The organism is Candidatus Cloacimonas acidaminovorans str. Evry (assembly GCF_000146065.2).
GTDB lineage: Bacteria > Cloacimonadota > Cloacimonadia > Cloacimonadales > Cloacimonadaceae > Cloacimonas > Cloacimonas acidaminivorans.
In genome coordinates this window covers 2,074,568-2,087,621 of record NC_020449.1, presented here as the reverse complement: position 1 = coordinate 2,087,621, position 13,054 = coordinate 2,074,568, and the positions used below count along the sequence as shown (strand labels likewise).

The 13,054-nt window shown below is 39.0% G+C and carries 14 protein-coding genes and 1 tRNA gene; 9 read left to right on the top strand and 6 right to left on the bottom strand.

The window, feature by feature from the left end:
* Positions 1–77: 77 nt before the first annotated feature.
* Together CLOAM_RS08365 and CLOAM_RS08360 are read left to right on the top strand one after the other, a co-directional pair.
* On the top strand, positions 78–293 hold the full coding sequence (locus tag CLOAM_RS08365; RefSeq protein ID WP_044279113.1) for a hypothetical protein: 216 nt from the start codon (positions 78–80) through the stop codon (positions 291–293).
* Between the two features lie 4 nt (positions 294–297).
* Entirely contained in the window at positions 298–1,503 is a 1,206-nt protein-coding gene (locus tag CLOAM_RS08360; protein ID WP_015425466.1) for an outer membrane beta-barrel protein, read from the top strand.
* Between the two features lie 467 nt (positions 1,504–1,970).
* Here the strand turns inward: CLOAM_RS08360 and CLOAM_RS09765 are convergent, their stop codons facing one another.
* On the bottom strand, positions 1,971–2,165 hold the full coding sequence (locus CLOAM_RS09765; RefSeq protein ID WP_157860028.1) for a hypothetical protein: 195 nt from the start codon (positions 2,163–2,165) through the stop codon (positions 1,971–1,973).
* 512 nt (positions 2,166–2,677) lie between these two features.
* Here CLOAM_RS09765 and CLOAM_RS09870 point away from each other — a divergent pair.
* On the top strand, positions 2,678–3,013 hold the full coding sequence (locus CLOAM_RS09870; protein WP_044279111.1) for a hypothetical protein: 336 nt from the start codon (positions 2,678–2,680) through the stop codon (positions 3,011–3,013).
* Between the two features lie 78 nt (positions 3,014–3,091).
* Here the strand turns inward: CLOAM_RS09870 and CLOAM_RS08345 are convergent, their stop codons facing one another.
* Genes CLOAM_RS08345 through CLOAM_RS08325 form a run of 5 tightly spaced genes read right to left on the bottom strand, consistent with a single transcriptional unit; the run spans position 3,092 to position 8,299 of the window.
* Positions 3,092–4,012, bottom strand: coding sequence for a 3-phosphoglycerate dehydrogenase (locus CLOAM_RS08345; protein WP_015425464.1), 921 nt, complete (start codon positions 4,010–4,012; stop codon positions 3,092–3,094).
* A 37-nt stretch (positions 4,013–4,049) separates the two neighbouring features.
* Positions 4,050–5,177: a sodium ion-translocating decarboxylase subunit beta gene (locus tag CLOAM_RS08340; RefSeq protein WP_044279110.1), complete on the bottom strand. Its 1,128-nt coding sequence runs from the start codon at positions 5,175–5,177 to the stop codon at positions 4,050–4,052.
* A 4-nt stretch (positions 5,178–5,181) separates the two neighbouring features.
* Positions 5,182–5,895: an acetyl-CoA carboxylase biotin carboxyl carrier protein subunit gene (locus CLOAM_RS08335; RefSeq protein ID WP_015425462.1), complete on the bottom strand. Its 714-nt coding sequence runs from the start codon at positions 5,893–5,895 to the stop codon at positions 5,182–5,184.
* Positions 5,896–5,898: 3 nt separating this feature from the next.
* Positions 5,899–6,738 carry an OadG family protein gene (locus CLOAM_RS08330; RefSeq protein WP_157860027.1) on the bottom strand — a complete coding sequence of 280 codons (840 nt, stop codon included), beginning with the start codon at positions 6,736–6,738 and terminating at the stop codon, positions 5,899–5,901.
* 10 nt (positions 6,739–6,748) lie between these two features.
* Positions 6,749–8,299: an acyl-CoA carboxylase subunit beta gene (locus CLOAM_RS08325; protein WP_015425460.1), complete on the bottom strand. Its 1,551-nt coding sequence runs from the start codon at positions 8,297–8,299 to the stop codon at positions 6,749–6,751.
* A gap of 365 nt (positions 8,300–8,664) precedes the next feature.
* Here CLOAM_RS08325 and CLOAM_RS08320 point away from each other — a divergent pair.
* The 6 genes from CLOAM_RS08320 to CLOAM_RS08295 all read left to right on the top strand — a co-directional run bounded on the left by CLOAM_RS08320 (position 8,665) and on the right by CLOAM_RS08295 (position 13,042).
* Positions 8,665–8,740, top strand: a tRNA-Lys gene (locus CLOAM_RS08320).
* A gap of 140 nt (positions 8,741–8,880) precedes the next feature.
* Positions 8,881–10,047, top strand: a complete 1,167-nt coding sequence (metK, locus tag CLOAM_RS08315) for a methionine adenosyltransferase (RefSeq protein ID WP_015425459.1) — start codon at positions 8,881–8,883, stop codon at positions 10,045–10,047.
* A gap of 31 nt (positions 10,048–10,078) precedes the next feature.
* Positions 10,079–10,873 carry a 3-deoxy-8-phosphooctulonate synthase gene (gene kdsA / locus CLOAM_RS08310; RefSeq protein WP_044279109.1) on the top strand — a complete coding sequence of 265 codons (795 nt, stop codon included), beginning with the start codon at positions 10,079–10,081 and terminating at the stop codon, positions 10,871–10,873.
* Positions 10,874–10,894: 21 nt separating this feature from the next.
* Positions 10,895–11,455, top strand: a complete 561-nt coding sequence (locus CLOAM_RS08305) for a KdsC family phosphatase (RefSeq protein WP_015425457.1) — start codon at positions 10,895–10,897, stop codon at positions 11,453–11,455.
* Positions 11,415–11,969 (top strand): LPS export ABC transporter periplasmic protein LptC, encoded by a 555-nt coding sequence (gene lptC / locus CLOAM_RS08300; RefSeq protein ID WP_018197737.1) that lies wholly within the window; start codon positions 11,415–11,417, stop codon positions 11,967–11,969. The genes CLOAM_RS08305 and lptC overlap by 41 nt, the downstream gene beginning before the upstream one ends.
* Positions 11,963–13,042: an LptA/OstA family protein gene (locus tag CLOAM_RS08295; protein WP_015425455.1), complete on the top strand. Its 1,080-nt coding sequence runs from the start codon at positions 11,963–11,965 to the stop codon at positions 13,040–13,042. Before lptC ends, CLOAM_RS08295 begins: the two co-directional genes overlap by 7 nt.
* Positions 13,043–13,054: the final 12 nt, after the last annotated feature.

Here is a 13,054-nt window from a genome sequence, read left to right as displayed (position 1 = left end):
TATGGATTAAAATATTATAAAGAGGTTTTAAGTTGTTGTTATTATTCATAATGAATAGCTTAGGAGTATATAATATTATGTCTTATGAGAAGTTGAGTACTGAAACAAAACTTTGGGGTGTTCCAAAACTCAAGAAGTGCCCGAATAAAAGAAATATTTCTTTTATTAGCGGAGTGATGCATAAGTTGCCAAAGTTGGAGATGGGAGCAGTAATAAATTTTCCAAATTCTCTTTTAATCACTGAAAAAATATTATGGCTTAGATCAGCCAGAGAAAATAAAAAAGTGAGGTAAGAAAATGAAACGCAACCTTATTTTTCTCTTCATTCCGGCAATTATTTTAGTTGCTGGAACTTTATTTGCTACCGAGAGCAGAATGGCAGGTCTCGGTTTTCCTTATGGTTATATTAAGGATAATTCTGAAATTTCAATTTATCCTGGAGCCATTAATCGTTATAAAACTCAAGTTATTGGAGAATTGAAGTCCCCCGGATCAAATCCCGATTGGACTTTGGGAGCAAACCTTCCTATCAAGAAATGTGTGGGGGGAATTTATCTAAATACCCTCACAGGCATTAATGTAGATGATATGCTGTATGATTCCGAATCTCCAAATTTGTATTCCCGCGGTGATTTGGACCTAAGCAAAAAGATTCAATTATACCTTGGTTTTTGGGACAAATGGGGTATCGGCTTTGGTATGGCTATAGACAATATCAAAAATGATCTTTCTGATACTCTTGATATTTATAAAAAGTCCAGTGCTTATTACTTTGATTTAAGCGGAGGTATGTCTACAGACAAATGTGATGTGGGATTGCAAGTTAAATATGCAGGTGGTTCAGCAGAGAATGAACTGACTACTTATAAGGATTTCAATGATGAATTCTACCGCTTTGGAGTTGATCTTGCAGGCAGATATTATTTACTGCAAAATCAGGATTTTGATGTAATGTGTCTGGGTAAGGGATATTTTAATATAGATAGTAAGAAAATAGATACTCCAAACCCGGAAAATAAACCTGTAGAGAAAACAACTGATGGTAACAATTTTATGATTGAAGTTGGAGCAGGCCTTAACTACAAACTCAACGATACTAATACTATCATCTTTGGCTTTAAACCCATTCGTTTCGCTTCCGAAAGTATAGAAGTGTCAAAAGAGGGAATTAACGGCTCGCATAAAATGTCGCATAGTTTTATCTATGTTCCGGAATACAATCTGGCTGTGGAATCAAAAATTACCCGTTGGCTGACTGGACGCGTGGGAGCTCGTCAGAATTATGTATTTTATTCCGAAAAAGATGAGCCAAGCGGAGATGGGGAGTTCGAAGATTCGGAATATCAGTCCGAATTTGTAATGAACCTTGGTTTGGGCTTCAACTTTGGCAAATTCAGCATAGATGCTGTTCTGGAACACGATTTTCTGCATCACGGACCTGAATTCATTGGTGGCAAAACCAATGGCCTTGCCTCAATGATTTCTTTAACTTATCAATACTAAAAAACCCTTTAACGAGCTGGAGTTCAATACCAAATCGGTATTCTGAACTCCAGCTTCCTATTAATTTCAAAGAAAGATAAGATTTTTAAGCATTGGATTTCGGCGCAACCAGGAATCCAAAACCGCATAAAAGTATTTTTCTTGGACTGCGGTAATTTCGTAAAAATCTTTTTTTGTTGCAACTTACGGGTTTGTAAATTCTGACTTAAGTAAATGCTGAAGGTATCAATTCCTTTAGAAATATTCATTTGCTCTGGTGAATAAAGAATTTTTTGCCCCATTTATCCCGATTTTAATATTTGGGCTTAACCCAAAGAAAGAGAAAGAACTTACAATATGCCTTTCTCTTTAAAAACAAGTACCGTAGGAACGACTGATAATAACGACGGGTTTTAACCCGGTGCAAAGAGCAGATAAAAACAACATATCTCCTTCTTTTAGAGAGAGTTCCGTAGGAACGACAGATACTAACGACGGGTTTCAACCCGGTGAAAAGAGTGCAAATAAGCAACATATCTCCTTGTATCAGAAAGAGTTCCGTAGGAACGACAGGTATTAACGACGGGTTTCAACCCGGCGCAAAGAGTGTAAATAAGCAACATATCTCCTTCTTTTAGAGAGAGTTCCGTAGGAACGACAGGTATCCAAGATTTTCGTTTCAATAAGAAAATAAAATCTTATAATAATAGTACTTAGTTATGAAGTTACCGAATCCCGATTAGCCAAAAGGGAGGAACATCATTATTTACCGCCCTCCTGTTAATTGCTTCGCCTTTAATTTATTATCTTTTTCAGCTTGCTTCATCATCTTATAACAAAGTAACAACCAAGTAACAACTCCGTAACGAGACAACGGAAGTGTTACGGAAGTGTTACGGAGTCGTTACAGAATTTACTATATATCAAGCAAATAACTATCAAGATTTATTAGCTCTGGGTGGAATAGGATGAAAGGTATTTTCAAGATATTTATACCGGGGAACAGTGGAAAAAGATAGATGGTTGTTTCTTAATTTTTTCCGAGGGGCTTACGCCTCCATCGCTATCATTGTGTCGCCCTTTGGGCTTTTTGGCAAATGGGAAGAGGAAAAGAAAAAAGAAGTCGGGGCTTACATTTAACGAGGGGCTAACGCCACCATCGCTATCATTGTGTCGCCCTTCGGGCTTTTGGCAAATGGGAAGAAGAAAAAAAAAAAGAAGTCAGGGCTTACATTTTACGAGGGGTTTACGCTACCATCGCTATGATTGTGTCGCCCTGCGGGCTTTTGGAAAATGGGAAGAAGAAAAAAAAAGAAATCGGGGCTTACATTTTCCGAGGGGCTTACGCACCCATCGCTATCATTGTGTCGCCCTTTGGGCTTTGAAAAAATCTCAACCTTCTAAACCTTCTAAACCTTATCAACCCTCTCAACCATCTAAACCCTATCAACCTTCAAAACCTTCTAAACCTTCTAAACCTTCTCAACCATCTAAACCCTCTCAACCTTCTCAACCCTCTCAACCTTTTTAGTGCAGATTGTTCTTCAGAGAGAAAACAACGGAAAGCTGAAGATAAGCTTTCCGTTGTAATCGAGGAGGAGGGTAGTTTTTAGTTTACTTTGTAAGTTGTATCGCCTTTCTCAAAGAAGGCAATAATTTGTTTGGCGGCAGCAATTCCGGCATTAGTATTTGCTTCGCTGGTTTGGGCTCCCATTTTTTTCGGAGTGAAGAAAACACGGTCTGGATACAGTTCTAATATTTCAGCACTATTATCCGGAGCTACATCACTCACATAACGGAATTTTTTCTTTTCGGCAAACACCTTAAGTAGTGCTTCTTCATCAATAATTTCTTTCCGTGCTGTATTAACAAGAACGGCATCTTCTTTTACCAAAGATAAAAGATTCCAGTTAACGCATTTTTTAGTTTCTTCAGTAGCCGGAATATGCAGAGAAATATAATCCCCCAGTTTGAAGACATCTTCTACACTATGCAAGGGTTTAACGCCTTCTTTTAACATCACATCATCCTGCAGATAAGGATCGTAGGCATAAACATCCATTCCGATGCCTTTGGCAATTTTTGCCACATAACGGGCAACCCAACCAAAACCATACAGAGTAAGTGTCTTACCAGAGAGTTCCGTTCCGGATTTGCCGTTAAATTTGTTCCTGGCAATATAAATCATCATTCCGATAGCAAGTTCGGCAACAGCATTGGAATTTTGCCCTGGAGTATTCATAGCTACAACATTATGTGCGGTAGCGGCTTTTAAATCAATATTGTCATAACCTGCACCAGCACGGACAACAATTTTAAGTTTAGGAGCGGAATTAAAAGCTTCCTCATCCATAATATCACTGCGGATAATTACTGCTTCCGCATCAGCTAAGGCATTATGCAGTTCACTTTTATCGGTATAATTCTCCAAAAAGGAGTATTCGTAACCGGCTTTTTCAAGCTCTGCCTTAATTTTCTGAACTGCATCTGCGGCAAAGGGTTTTTCTGTTGCAATCAGGACTTTTGGCATTTTTGCCTCCTATATGTTTTGTTGTGTTTATTTTGTTTCATTTTCCTAAAATTCCTAAAAGGACACCTGCAGCAATTGCAGAGCCAACAACTCCTGCAACATTAGGAGCCATTGCATGCATCAACAGATAGTTTGTTTTATCATATTGATGACCAACTACCTGGGAAACGCGTGCTGAAGCAGGAACTGCAGATACACCGGCATTTCCAATTAAAGGGTTAATCTTGTTTTTGGAAAAGAGATTCATAATTTTGGCAAAAAGAACGCCGGCAGCAGTTGCAGCAGCAAAAGAAAAAGCACCCAGCAAAAATATTTTCAGTGTAGCAGGTGTTAAAAAAACATCTGCAGTGGTTTTGGCGCCAACAGTTAAACCGATTAAAACGGTTACTACATCAATTAAAACGGTTCTGGCACTATTGGCAAGGCGTTCCGTTACTCCGCTTTCTTTTAATAAATTGCCTAAAAAAAGCATTGCCAGAAGAACAACACTGCCTGGAGAAATGAAGGTGGTAACTACAAAAGCAACAATGGGGAAAATTATTTTTTCCTTTTTGGAAACCACTCGCAAGGGCTTCATCCGAATAAGACGCTCTTTTTTAGTGGTGAGTAATTTCATAATCGGCGGTTGAATTATAGGGACCAATGCCATATAGGAATATGCTGCTAAAGCTATTGAACCTAAAAGGTGAGGCGCCAGTTTGGAAGCTAAAAAAATGGAAGTTGGTCCGTCAGCTCCTCCGATTATGCCAATGGAGGCTGCCTCTAAAACATTAAATCCTAAAAGGATACTGCCTATGAAAGTAGCAAATATTCCAAATTGGGCTGCAGCTCCTAATAAAATAAGTCGCGGATTGGCAATTAAAGTGGAAAAATCGGTCATTGCTCCTATTCCTAAAAAAATCAGGGAAGGATAAATGCTTTTACTAACACCGAAATAAAGATAGTTTAAAACGGAACCCTCATTCATCACTCCTAATCCTTGTTGGGCAACGCCAGGCATATTTCCCACGATAATGCCAAAACCGATAGGAATCAGAAGCAGGGGCTCAAATTCTTTGGCTACACCTAAATAGACAAAGATCATTCCGAAGATTATCATTACCAGATTTCCCCAGGTAACATTCAAGAAACCTGTGGTTTGAATAAATTGGCTTAATTCCTGCATAAAGCTAATCCTCAAACTCAATTAAGGGGTCATTATCCTGCACGAGGTCTCCCTTTTGCACATATATTTTGCTTATTTTCCCTGTTCTGGGGCTGTAAATATCGGATTCCATTTTCATCGCTTCCAGAACTAAAACAACATCTCCCTCGTGCACATAGTCATTAACTTGGATTTTTATATCCATAATGGTTCCGGGAAGAGGTGCACGCAGAATTTTTTCTGTAACTGCTTTTTTTCCTATCGGTTCTTCTACGCTTGGTTGCGGTGGCTTACTTTGAGGAGGAACTTTAATTTCAGCTCCGGTAATGGTCATCAGTAAATCTCCTTCCTTCACGGGAGCTCGTTCTTTCACAAATATTTTATCTATTTTGCCGTCAAAGGGAGAAGCAATTTCACTTTGCATCTTCATTGCCTCAATAATGAGAATTGCCTGACCTTTTTTCACTTCTTCGCCTTGGGAAACAAGAATAGAAACTATCACTCCGGGAAGAGGAGCACGAATTTCCCCGGAATAAAGATCGGCACTACTGCTGAATGCAGGAGCCAAAGGAACTGCTTTTTCCTGTGCAGCAAGCTTGGGAATACTTTGAATTTTATCGTCTTCTATCTGAACCAGATATTCCGTTCCATTCAGGTTTATTTTAGCGTGGGTGGGACTGTATTCCACAATTTTGGCTTCAAAATGTTCGTTATTAATCAACAACTTATAGGTCTTCATTATTTATCTCCGCTTAAGATACATTTCCCGATTGGGCATATTTAACATAGCGCTGGCACGCCATTGATTTGTAGGAGTGCGTTTAAAGGTTAAGGCAATTTTTCTTTTTTCTTCCAGGGATTGTTCATGCAAAAAGATAGTGGCAACAAGAGCAGCTATTACATTGTGATTTAAAGTAGCGGAAGCAGAACGAACTTTTCCTCCGGGAGTAATTTTCAGGTCTGCCTTTTTTTCTTTGGCAGGACGGTTCAGATGATTCAATTGCCCGATTATAATACTGGTAATAAGGAGAGCGGTAAATACGGTTAACATTCCTACCAGTGTTACATTAAGTCCGAAATTCAAACTTTTTTCTTCAAATTCCCTGTGAATTTTTTTGATGTCTTCAGGGGTTAAGTTCAAGGACTGCAAAGAGTAAGAATCCCATTTTGGAGAATTGGGCTTATCCAGTCCGATTTCCTGTTTGATTTTTTTCACGGGCATTTTAAGTGCAGTGGCAACTTCTTCCAAAGTGGAAAGTTCAGTAAAGCCATAAATGCTGTATTGTTGTGCCAGAAGTGCCTTATAAGGTGTTATACCCAGTTTTCTTAAACTCATTTTATCCAGTTTTTCGTTATGCGGTTCCAAACCAAGATAGCTCTTCCAGCGGTCTATATCCTTAATTTGCAGTTTGTTGGCTACTTCAGCAAGGGTAGCTGTATCCCGAAAACCATATTCGGAAATAATTTCTTTTTCCCGTGCTAAAGCTAAACTATCAGATATTGTTTGTTCCACAGAGTTTATTTGAGCCCAACTGCTTAAGACGCATAAGGTAAAAAGGGTTAGAGACATTATTTTTCGCATTGCCAATACCTTACAAAGGAATATTGCCATGTTTGCGAGGAGGAATGCTGTCCTTTTTATTTGCCAGCATTTCCAAAGCTCTAATTAAACGAAATCTTGTTTCCGAGGGCTCAATTATATCATCAATATATCCTCTTTCCGCAGCAATAAAGGGATTGGCAAATTTTTCCCGATATTCCTTTTCTCTTGCCTGAAGAACCGCCTTAGGATTTTCTGCAGCCATTGCTTCTTTACGGAAAATAACTTCCACTGCTCCATCAGGACCCATAACTGCAATTTCGGCAGAGGGCCAGGCATAAACTATATCCGCACGCATATGACGACTGTTTAAAACACAATATGCACCTCCATAAGCTTTACGGATAATAACAGTAACTTTTGGAACTGTGGCTTCCGCAAAAGCATAAAGAAGTTTTGCCCCGTTACGAATAATTCCATTATGCTCTTGCATTGTGCCGGGTAAAAAACCGGGAACATCTTCCAAAACTACCAAAGGTATATTGAAAGAATCACAAAATCGCACAAAACGAGCTCCTTTAATACTGGCATCAATATCTAAAACACCGGCTAAAATTTTGGGCTGATTAGCTACAATTCCTACACTACGTCCATTCATCCTGCCAAAACCGACAATAATATTCTGGGCAAAATTACTCATCACCTGCAAAAATTCGCCATCATCAACAATCGGATAAATCACATCCAGCATATCGTAGGGCTTATTAGGATTTTCAGGAACAAGATTATTCAAAACATCACAATTACGAGTTATAGGATCAGCACTCGGAACATAAGGTGGGTCTTCCAAATTGTTGGAAGGCAAGTAACTTAGCAGAAGTTTGATAGTGAGCATTGCTTCTTCTTCGCTATTAGCTATGAAATGAGCTACACCGCTTTTGCTGGTATGAACTTTTGCGCCACCTAATTCCTCATTAGTAACCGTTTCATTTAATACGGTTTTAACAACCTTAGGACCAGTAACGAACATATAGCTGTTGCTTTTTTCCATAACAATAAAGTCCGTTATGGCAGGTGAATATACAGCTCCGCCTGCACAGGGACCTAAAATTGCCGAAATTTGAGGTATCACTCCGCTTGCCATTACATTACGCCAAAAAATTTCCGCGTAACCAGCAAGAGCATCAACGCCTTCCTGAATTCTTGCTCCACCGGAATCATTCAGTCCAATAACAGGACAACCGTTCTTTAGTGCCATATCCATTATTTTGCAGATTTTATCAGCGTAGGTCTTGGATAAAGAACCACCAAAAACCGTAAAATCCTGGGCAAAAATATAGACCATTCTTTCATTGATTGTTGCGCAACCTGTTACCACACCATCTCCCGGATGAATATATTTATCCAATCCGAAATTTGTGCAACGATGAGTTACGAACATATCAAATTCTTCAAAACTATCAGGATCAACCAAAAGGGCAATCCTTTCTCTTGCAGTGAGTTTACCTTTTGCGTGTTGTTCAGCGATGCGTTTTTCTCCACCGCCTAAAAGTGCTGCAGCGCGTTTTGCTCTCAGCTTTTCCAGAGGGCTCTGGTTTTCCATTTCTTTTCTTTCCTGTTTTTTGCTTATTTTTTCAAAAGTAATGCCATAGTCATTTTTTCTAAAGCGGTTTTTTAGTAAAGGGAAATGTTCTCTTGTTGTTACCCTGTAAAAGGTTAAAATTGCCTCTTTTTCCGCTACTGTAACTGCTTATACAATAGGATTACCGAATTCCTATCCGGCAAATTAATAGGTATAATTTATCTATAGCTATGATGTTTCTTGTTGCCAAAAAAGAAGTTACCAAACCATTTTCCTTTTGTATCTGGATTGACCTCAGGAGGTTGACCTTCCGGATTCCATCTCACTATTTCCCCTTTTTGCTTGACATTATGCTCCTCTGAAAAAATATGACCCAAATTTACAGTGCATCTTTAGCTCAGTTGGCAGAGCAACTGACTCTTAATCAGTGGGTCCGGGGTTCGAATCCCCGAAGATGTACCATTTTTAGAAGAGCGGTGATTTGCCCTTTGCTCCGCAGTCAAAATGTGCTAAAGTGCGGTATAAAAATTTTTGCCGGCTTTAGCAGCCGGCTTTTTTTAAGGGCAGTAAAGAAAGAAAGAAATAAGAATTAGGAGATATAAATGACAGCAGCATTACATGCAATTAACAACACAGACAGAAATGGCTATGTTTTCACTTCGGAATCTGTTTCGGAAGGTCATCCGGATAAAATCTGCGATCAGATATCGGATGCTATTTTGGATGCCTATCTAAAAGCTGATCCTCATTCCAAAGTTGCCTGTGAAACATTAGCTACGGAAAACAGGATAGTTCTTTCGGGGGAAGTTTCTTCGCGGGCAACTATAGATATTGAAACAATTGTGCGTAAAACAATTAAGGATATTGGTTATATTCATCCGGACAAGGGTTTTGATTATAACTGCTCAATAAATAACTATTTACATAAACAGGAAGCCGCTTTAGAAGAAAATACCGGAGCAGGAGATCAAGGTTTGATGTTTGGTTATGCTTGTTCTCAAACGAAAAATCTGATGCCCGTTCCTATTGAACTGGCACATAAGCTGCTTTTTAATCTTGCCTCGGCGAGAAAAAACGGAACTATAAAACACTTGTTGCCCGATTCCAAAAGTCAGGTTTCTATGCGTTATTTGGGGCGTAAAGCAGTGGATTTGAAATGTCTGGTTATTTCTACTCACCACGATATTGTGAGTGAAACCGAATTTGAGGAACTGAAAGAACAAATAAAGCAGTTGGTTATCCTTCCTTCTATAGCCGATATTGAAGATGAATGCAAGGGCTATTTTGACACCAAGAATTGTGAAATCAAAATCAATCCTTTAGGTCCTTGGCAGGATGGAGGTCCTGCTTTTGATACAGGATTAACCGGAAGGAAAATTATTGTGGATACTTATGGTGGTTGGGCTCAACATGGAGGAGGTGCTTTTTCCGGAAAAGATGCTTCTAAAGTTGATCGGAGCGCAGCTTATATGGCAAGGCATATTGCCAAAAGTATTGTTGCCAGTGGATTAGCCGGTGAATGTTTAATTCAGTTCAGCTTTGTGATTGGTGAACACAAACCCGTTTCTTTAATGGTAGATACTTTTGGCAGCGGAAAAGAAAGCGATGCGGAAATAGAAAGAATTATTGCCAGAAACTTTGACTTGACAGTGGAAGGCATCATAGATTATTTAGACCTTCGTAAACCCATATACTTTCCTACTGCTTCTTATGGTCATTTCGGCAGAGAAGGTTTTTCCTGGGAAAGAGTTAAACATATTTCCAGATGAAGGAGAAAACAGCATTGCTGTTCTGAAATTAATGAATAAACTCTATACAGAACTTGCCTCCAGCCAAAATTTCTTCCTGATTGCAGGACCCTGTGTGATTGAAGAAGAAAGTATAATGTTCACGGTGGCAGAGACCTTGAAAGAACTCTGTGCCCGAAAAGGCATTCCTTTTGTGTTTAAATCGTCTTACAGCAAAGCCAATCGCAGTTCTGTAAATTCCTTCAGCGGTCCGGGAAGAGAAGAAGGGCTTAAAATATTGAGTAAAATAAAACGGGAATTTGATGTTCCGGTTCTAACCGATGTGCATGAATGTGTTGAAGTTGCTTCTGCTGCAGAGGTTTGTGACATTTTACAAATTCCCGCTTTTCTTTCCAGGCAGACAGAATTAATCAGGACAGCTGCTGTTACGGGTAGAATAATTAACATCAAAAAAGGGCAGTTTATGGCTCCCGAGGATATGAAATTAGCTGCCGAAAAAGCAAGTAGCACAGGTAATAAACAAATTCTGCTAACAGAGCGCGGAACTACTTTTGGCTATCATAATCTGGTTGTGGATTTTCGCAGTTTTGTTACTATGCACCAATTTGGCTATCCTGTTGTTTATGATGTAACTCATTCATTGCAAAGACCTTCTGTGGGAAATTATTCCGGTGGCAATCCCGAATTTGCTTTACCAATGGCTAAAGCAGCAATGGCTACAGGAATGGTCAAAGGTCTTTTTATAGAAACACATCCGGAACCGCATAAAGCAAAAAGTGATTCTGCCAGTATGCTTCCTTTGGCAAAAATGGAATCCCTTTTGGAGAGCTGTTTGCAAGTTTTATAAATAACTATAAGGAAAATAGAAATGTACAGTAAAACAACACTTGTTAAACCCAATAAACGGGTAGTTCCCTGGAATGATCTCAAACTAATGGTCTTTGATTGTGACGGGGTGCTTACTGACGGTCGTTTTATTTATGGTTCAACCAATCTGGAATTGAAACATTTTCATGGGCATGACGGTCTGGGTTTCAAACTGCTACAAAAAACGGATATTATGATCAGTGTTATCAGCGGACGAAGTTCTGAAGCATTGGAAAGACGCTGTCGCGATTTGAATATTCCTTATCTGTTTCAAAATATAACCAATAAGCTGAAATGTCTGGATAACTTGCTAAAGGACTTGAAATTATCTTATACCAATGTTGCTTATATGGGAGACGACTGGAATGATGTTCCGGTTATGCGTAAAGTAGCTTTTTCTGCAGTTCCGGCTGATGCTCAACCCGATGTTGCCAAAATAGCTGATTGGGTTTCCGAATATAGAGGTGGACAAGGTGCTGCAAGAGACCTGATAAACTATGTGCTTATGCGAAAAGGCATCTATGAAAAAACGGTTCTGGCTTATCTGGATAGTATCGGTTAGCGCTTTTATTTTGCTAACTTCCTGTCAACAAGATAGCTTGCAATCGGCAACGGGAGTTTTGCCGCGCGATTTGCCCGATGAAATCAGTTACAATGTTAAACTGACACAACTGGACAATGACCGTAGTGAATATTATCTGGAAGCGGAAAAAATAGAAAGATTTTACGATAGGCGTTTGCTGTATGCCTATAAAGTAACCCTTACCACTTATGACAAAAATAACCAGATAAGTTCTGTGATTAAAGCAGATACAACTATTGTTGATGATGCCAGAAATTTAATTTTTGCCAATGGAAATGCTATTCTTACCTCTCCGAATGGAACTGTGGCTACTCAAAAAATGGTTTGGGACAGGTCTGTAGATGAAATTACTGCTCCTTTAATGGTAACGATTACTCGTGCAGGAGATGTAATGCGAGGGCAAAATTTACGAACTAATAGTCAGTTAAGTTATGTAGAAATGGATGCTGTTTCGGCTGAGGGCATTGTGAAAGAAAAGGAAATTAAATGGTGAAAAAGGGTTTTGTTTTCTTTCTACTGTTTCTTCTTTTACTGCCTTTATTTGGCAAAAAAAAGGGGGAAGAGGAATTTCGTCTGATTCATTCCGATAAACTGTTTATGACTAAAATGGAAAATGAACAGGCATTGGAACTTAACGGCAATGTTCATTTCTTTTACGGAGAGGTGGAATTTCTTTGTCGGAATGCTCTGATTTTAGATAAACAAAAAATTGCCCGACTTTCGGGAAATGTAATTGTAAAAAATGATAGTTTAACACTGGAAGCTGATACTTTAGCTTATTATCGCATTCCGGATTTGATGAATTTGGGTGGTAGAATAACTGCTACCGAAAGAACTAAAGAAGGCATCTACCGTTGGATTAAAAGCAATTTTGCTACTTATGACAAAAAAAATGATATCCTTACTACCTGGAGCAGAGTGCGCGGTTTTGATTATCAGGAAAATGCCCGGGTGAAATGCGGCTATGCACAATGGGATAGAGGAAAAGGATATGCATTGCTGTTGGATGAACCCTATATTACTTCAGGAATAGAAGATACACTTGCTGTAGCGGCTGAAAAAATGGAATATTTTGAACCGGAACGCAAACTTATTGCTACTTTTAATGTTCAGGTGGAGAGAGGTGAATTCCATACCACCAGCGATTTTTTAATCTATTTCCTGGAAGAAGAAAAGGCAATTTTTACCGGTGAACCAAAATTTATTTCTGATTTTGCCGATGCTAAAGCTACCGAATTTCATCTCTTTATGAAAGAAAGGGAATTGGTTAAAGCCGAATTAATTGATTCCTGCCATATTGATTTTGCCGAAGAACGCTTTAAAGAGAAGAAAAATACTGTGGATGCAGACATCGTTACTATGGATTTTCTGGATGAACAACTACGCAGGTTTGTTGCCGAAGGGGAAGTGAGCTATTTCTATCAGCAGGATGAAACCGAAAAAAAAGATTTTATGATTAATAGCGCTACAGGACTTTATCTGCAGGCGAATTTTGATGAGGAGAGCAAACTGCAAAATATGCAGATGAAAACGGACATCAAGGGCAAGTATGTGTTCAAGAAATGAAGAATGAAGTAA

Excerpts from the sequence above, each read along its gene's own strand:
- CLOAM_RS08365 (WP_044279113.1), top strand. The coding sequence starts at position 78 with ATGTCTTATGAGAAGTTGAGTACTGAAACAAAACTTTGGGGTGTTCCA.
- CLOAM_RS08360 (WP_015425466.1), top strand. The coding sequence starts at position 298 with ATGAAACGCAACCTTATTTTTCTCTTCATTCCGGCAATTATTTTAGTT.
- CLOAM_RS09870 (WP_044279111.1), top strand. The coding sequence starts at position 2,678 with ATGGGAAGAAGAAAAAAAAAAAGAAGTCAGGGCTTACATTTTACGAGG.
- CLOAM_RS08345 (WP_015425464.1), bottom strand. The coding sequence starts at position 4,012 with ATGCCAAAAGTCCTGATTGCAACAGAAAAACCCTTTGCCGCAGATGCA.
- CLOAM_RS08340 (WP_044279110.1), bottom strand. The coding sequence starts at position 5,177 with ATGCAGGAATTAAGCCAATTTATTCAAACCACAGGTTTCTTGAATGTT.
- CLOAM_RS08335 (WP_015425462.1), bottom strand. The coding sequence starts at position 5,895 with ATGAAGACCTATAAGTTGTTGATTAATAACGAACATTTTGAAGCCAAA.
- CLOAM_RS08330 (WP_157860027.1), bottom strand. The coding sequence starts at position 6,738 with ATGCGAAAAATAATGTCTCTAACCCTTTTTACCTTATGCGTCTTAAGC.
- CLOAM_RS08325 (WP_015425460.1), bottom strand. The coding sequence starts at position 8,299 with ATGGAAAACCAGAGCCCTCTGGAAAAGCTGAGAGCAAAACGCGCTGCA.
- metK (WP_015425459.1), top strand. The coding sequence starts at position 8,881 with ATGACAGCAGCATTACATGCAATTAACAACACAGACAGAAATGGCTAT.
- kdsA (WP_044279109.1), top strand. The coding sequence starts at position 10,079 with ATGAATAAACTCTATACAGAACTTGCCTCCAGCCAAAATTTCTTCCTG.
- CLOAM_RS08305 (WP_015425457.1), top strand. The coding sequence starts at position 10,895 with ATGTACAGTAAAACAACACTTGTTAAACCCAATAAACGGGTAGTTCCC.
- lptC (WP_018197737.1), top strand. The coding sequence starts at position 11,415 with ATGAAAAAACGGTTCTGGCTTATCTGGATAGTATCGGTTAGCGCTTTT.
- CLOAM_RS08295 (WP_015425455.1), top strand. The coding sequence starts at position 11,963 with ATGGTGAAAAAGGGTTTTGTTTTCTTTCTACTGTTTCTTCTTTTACTG.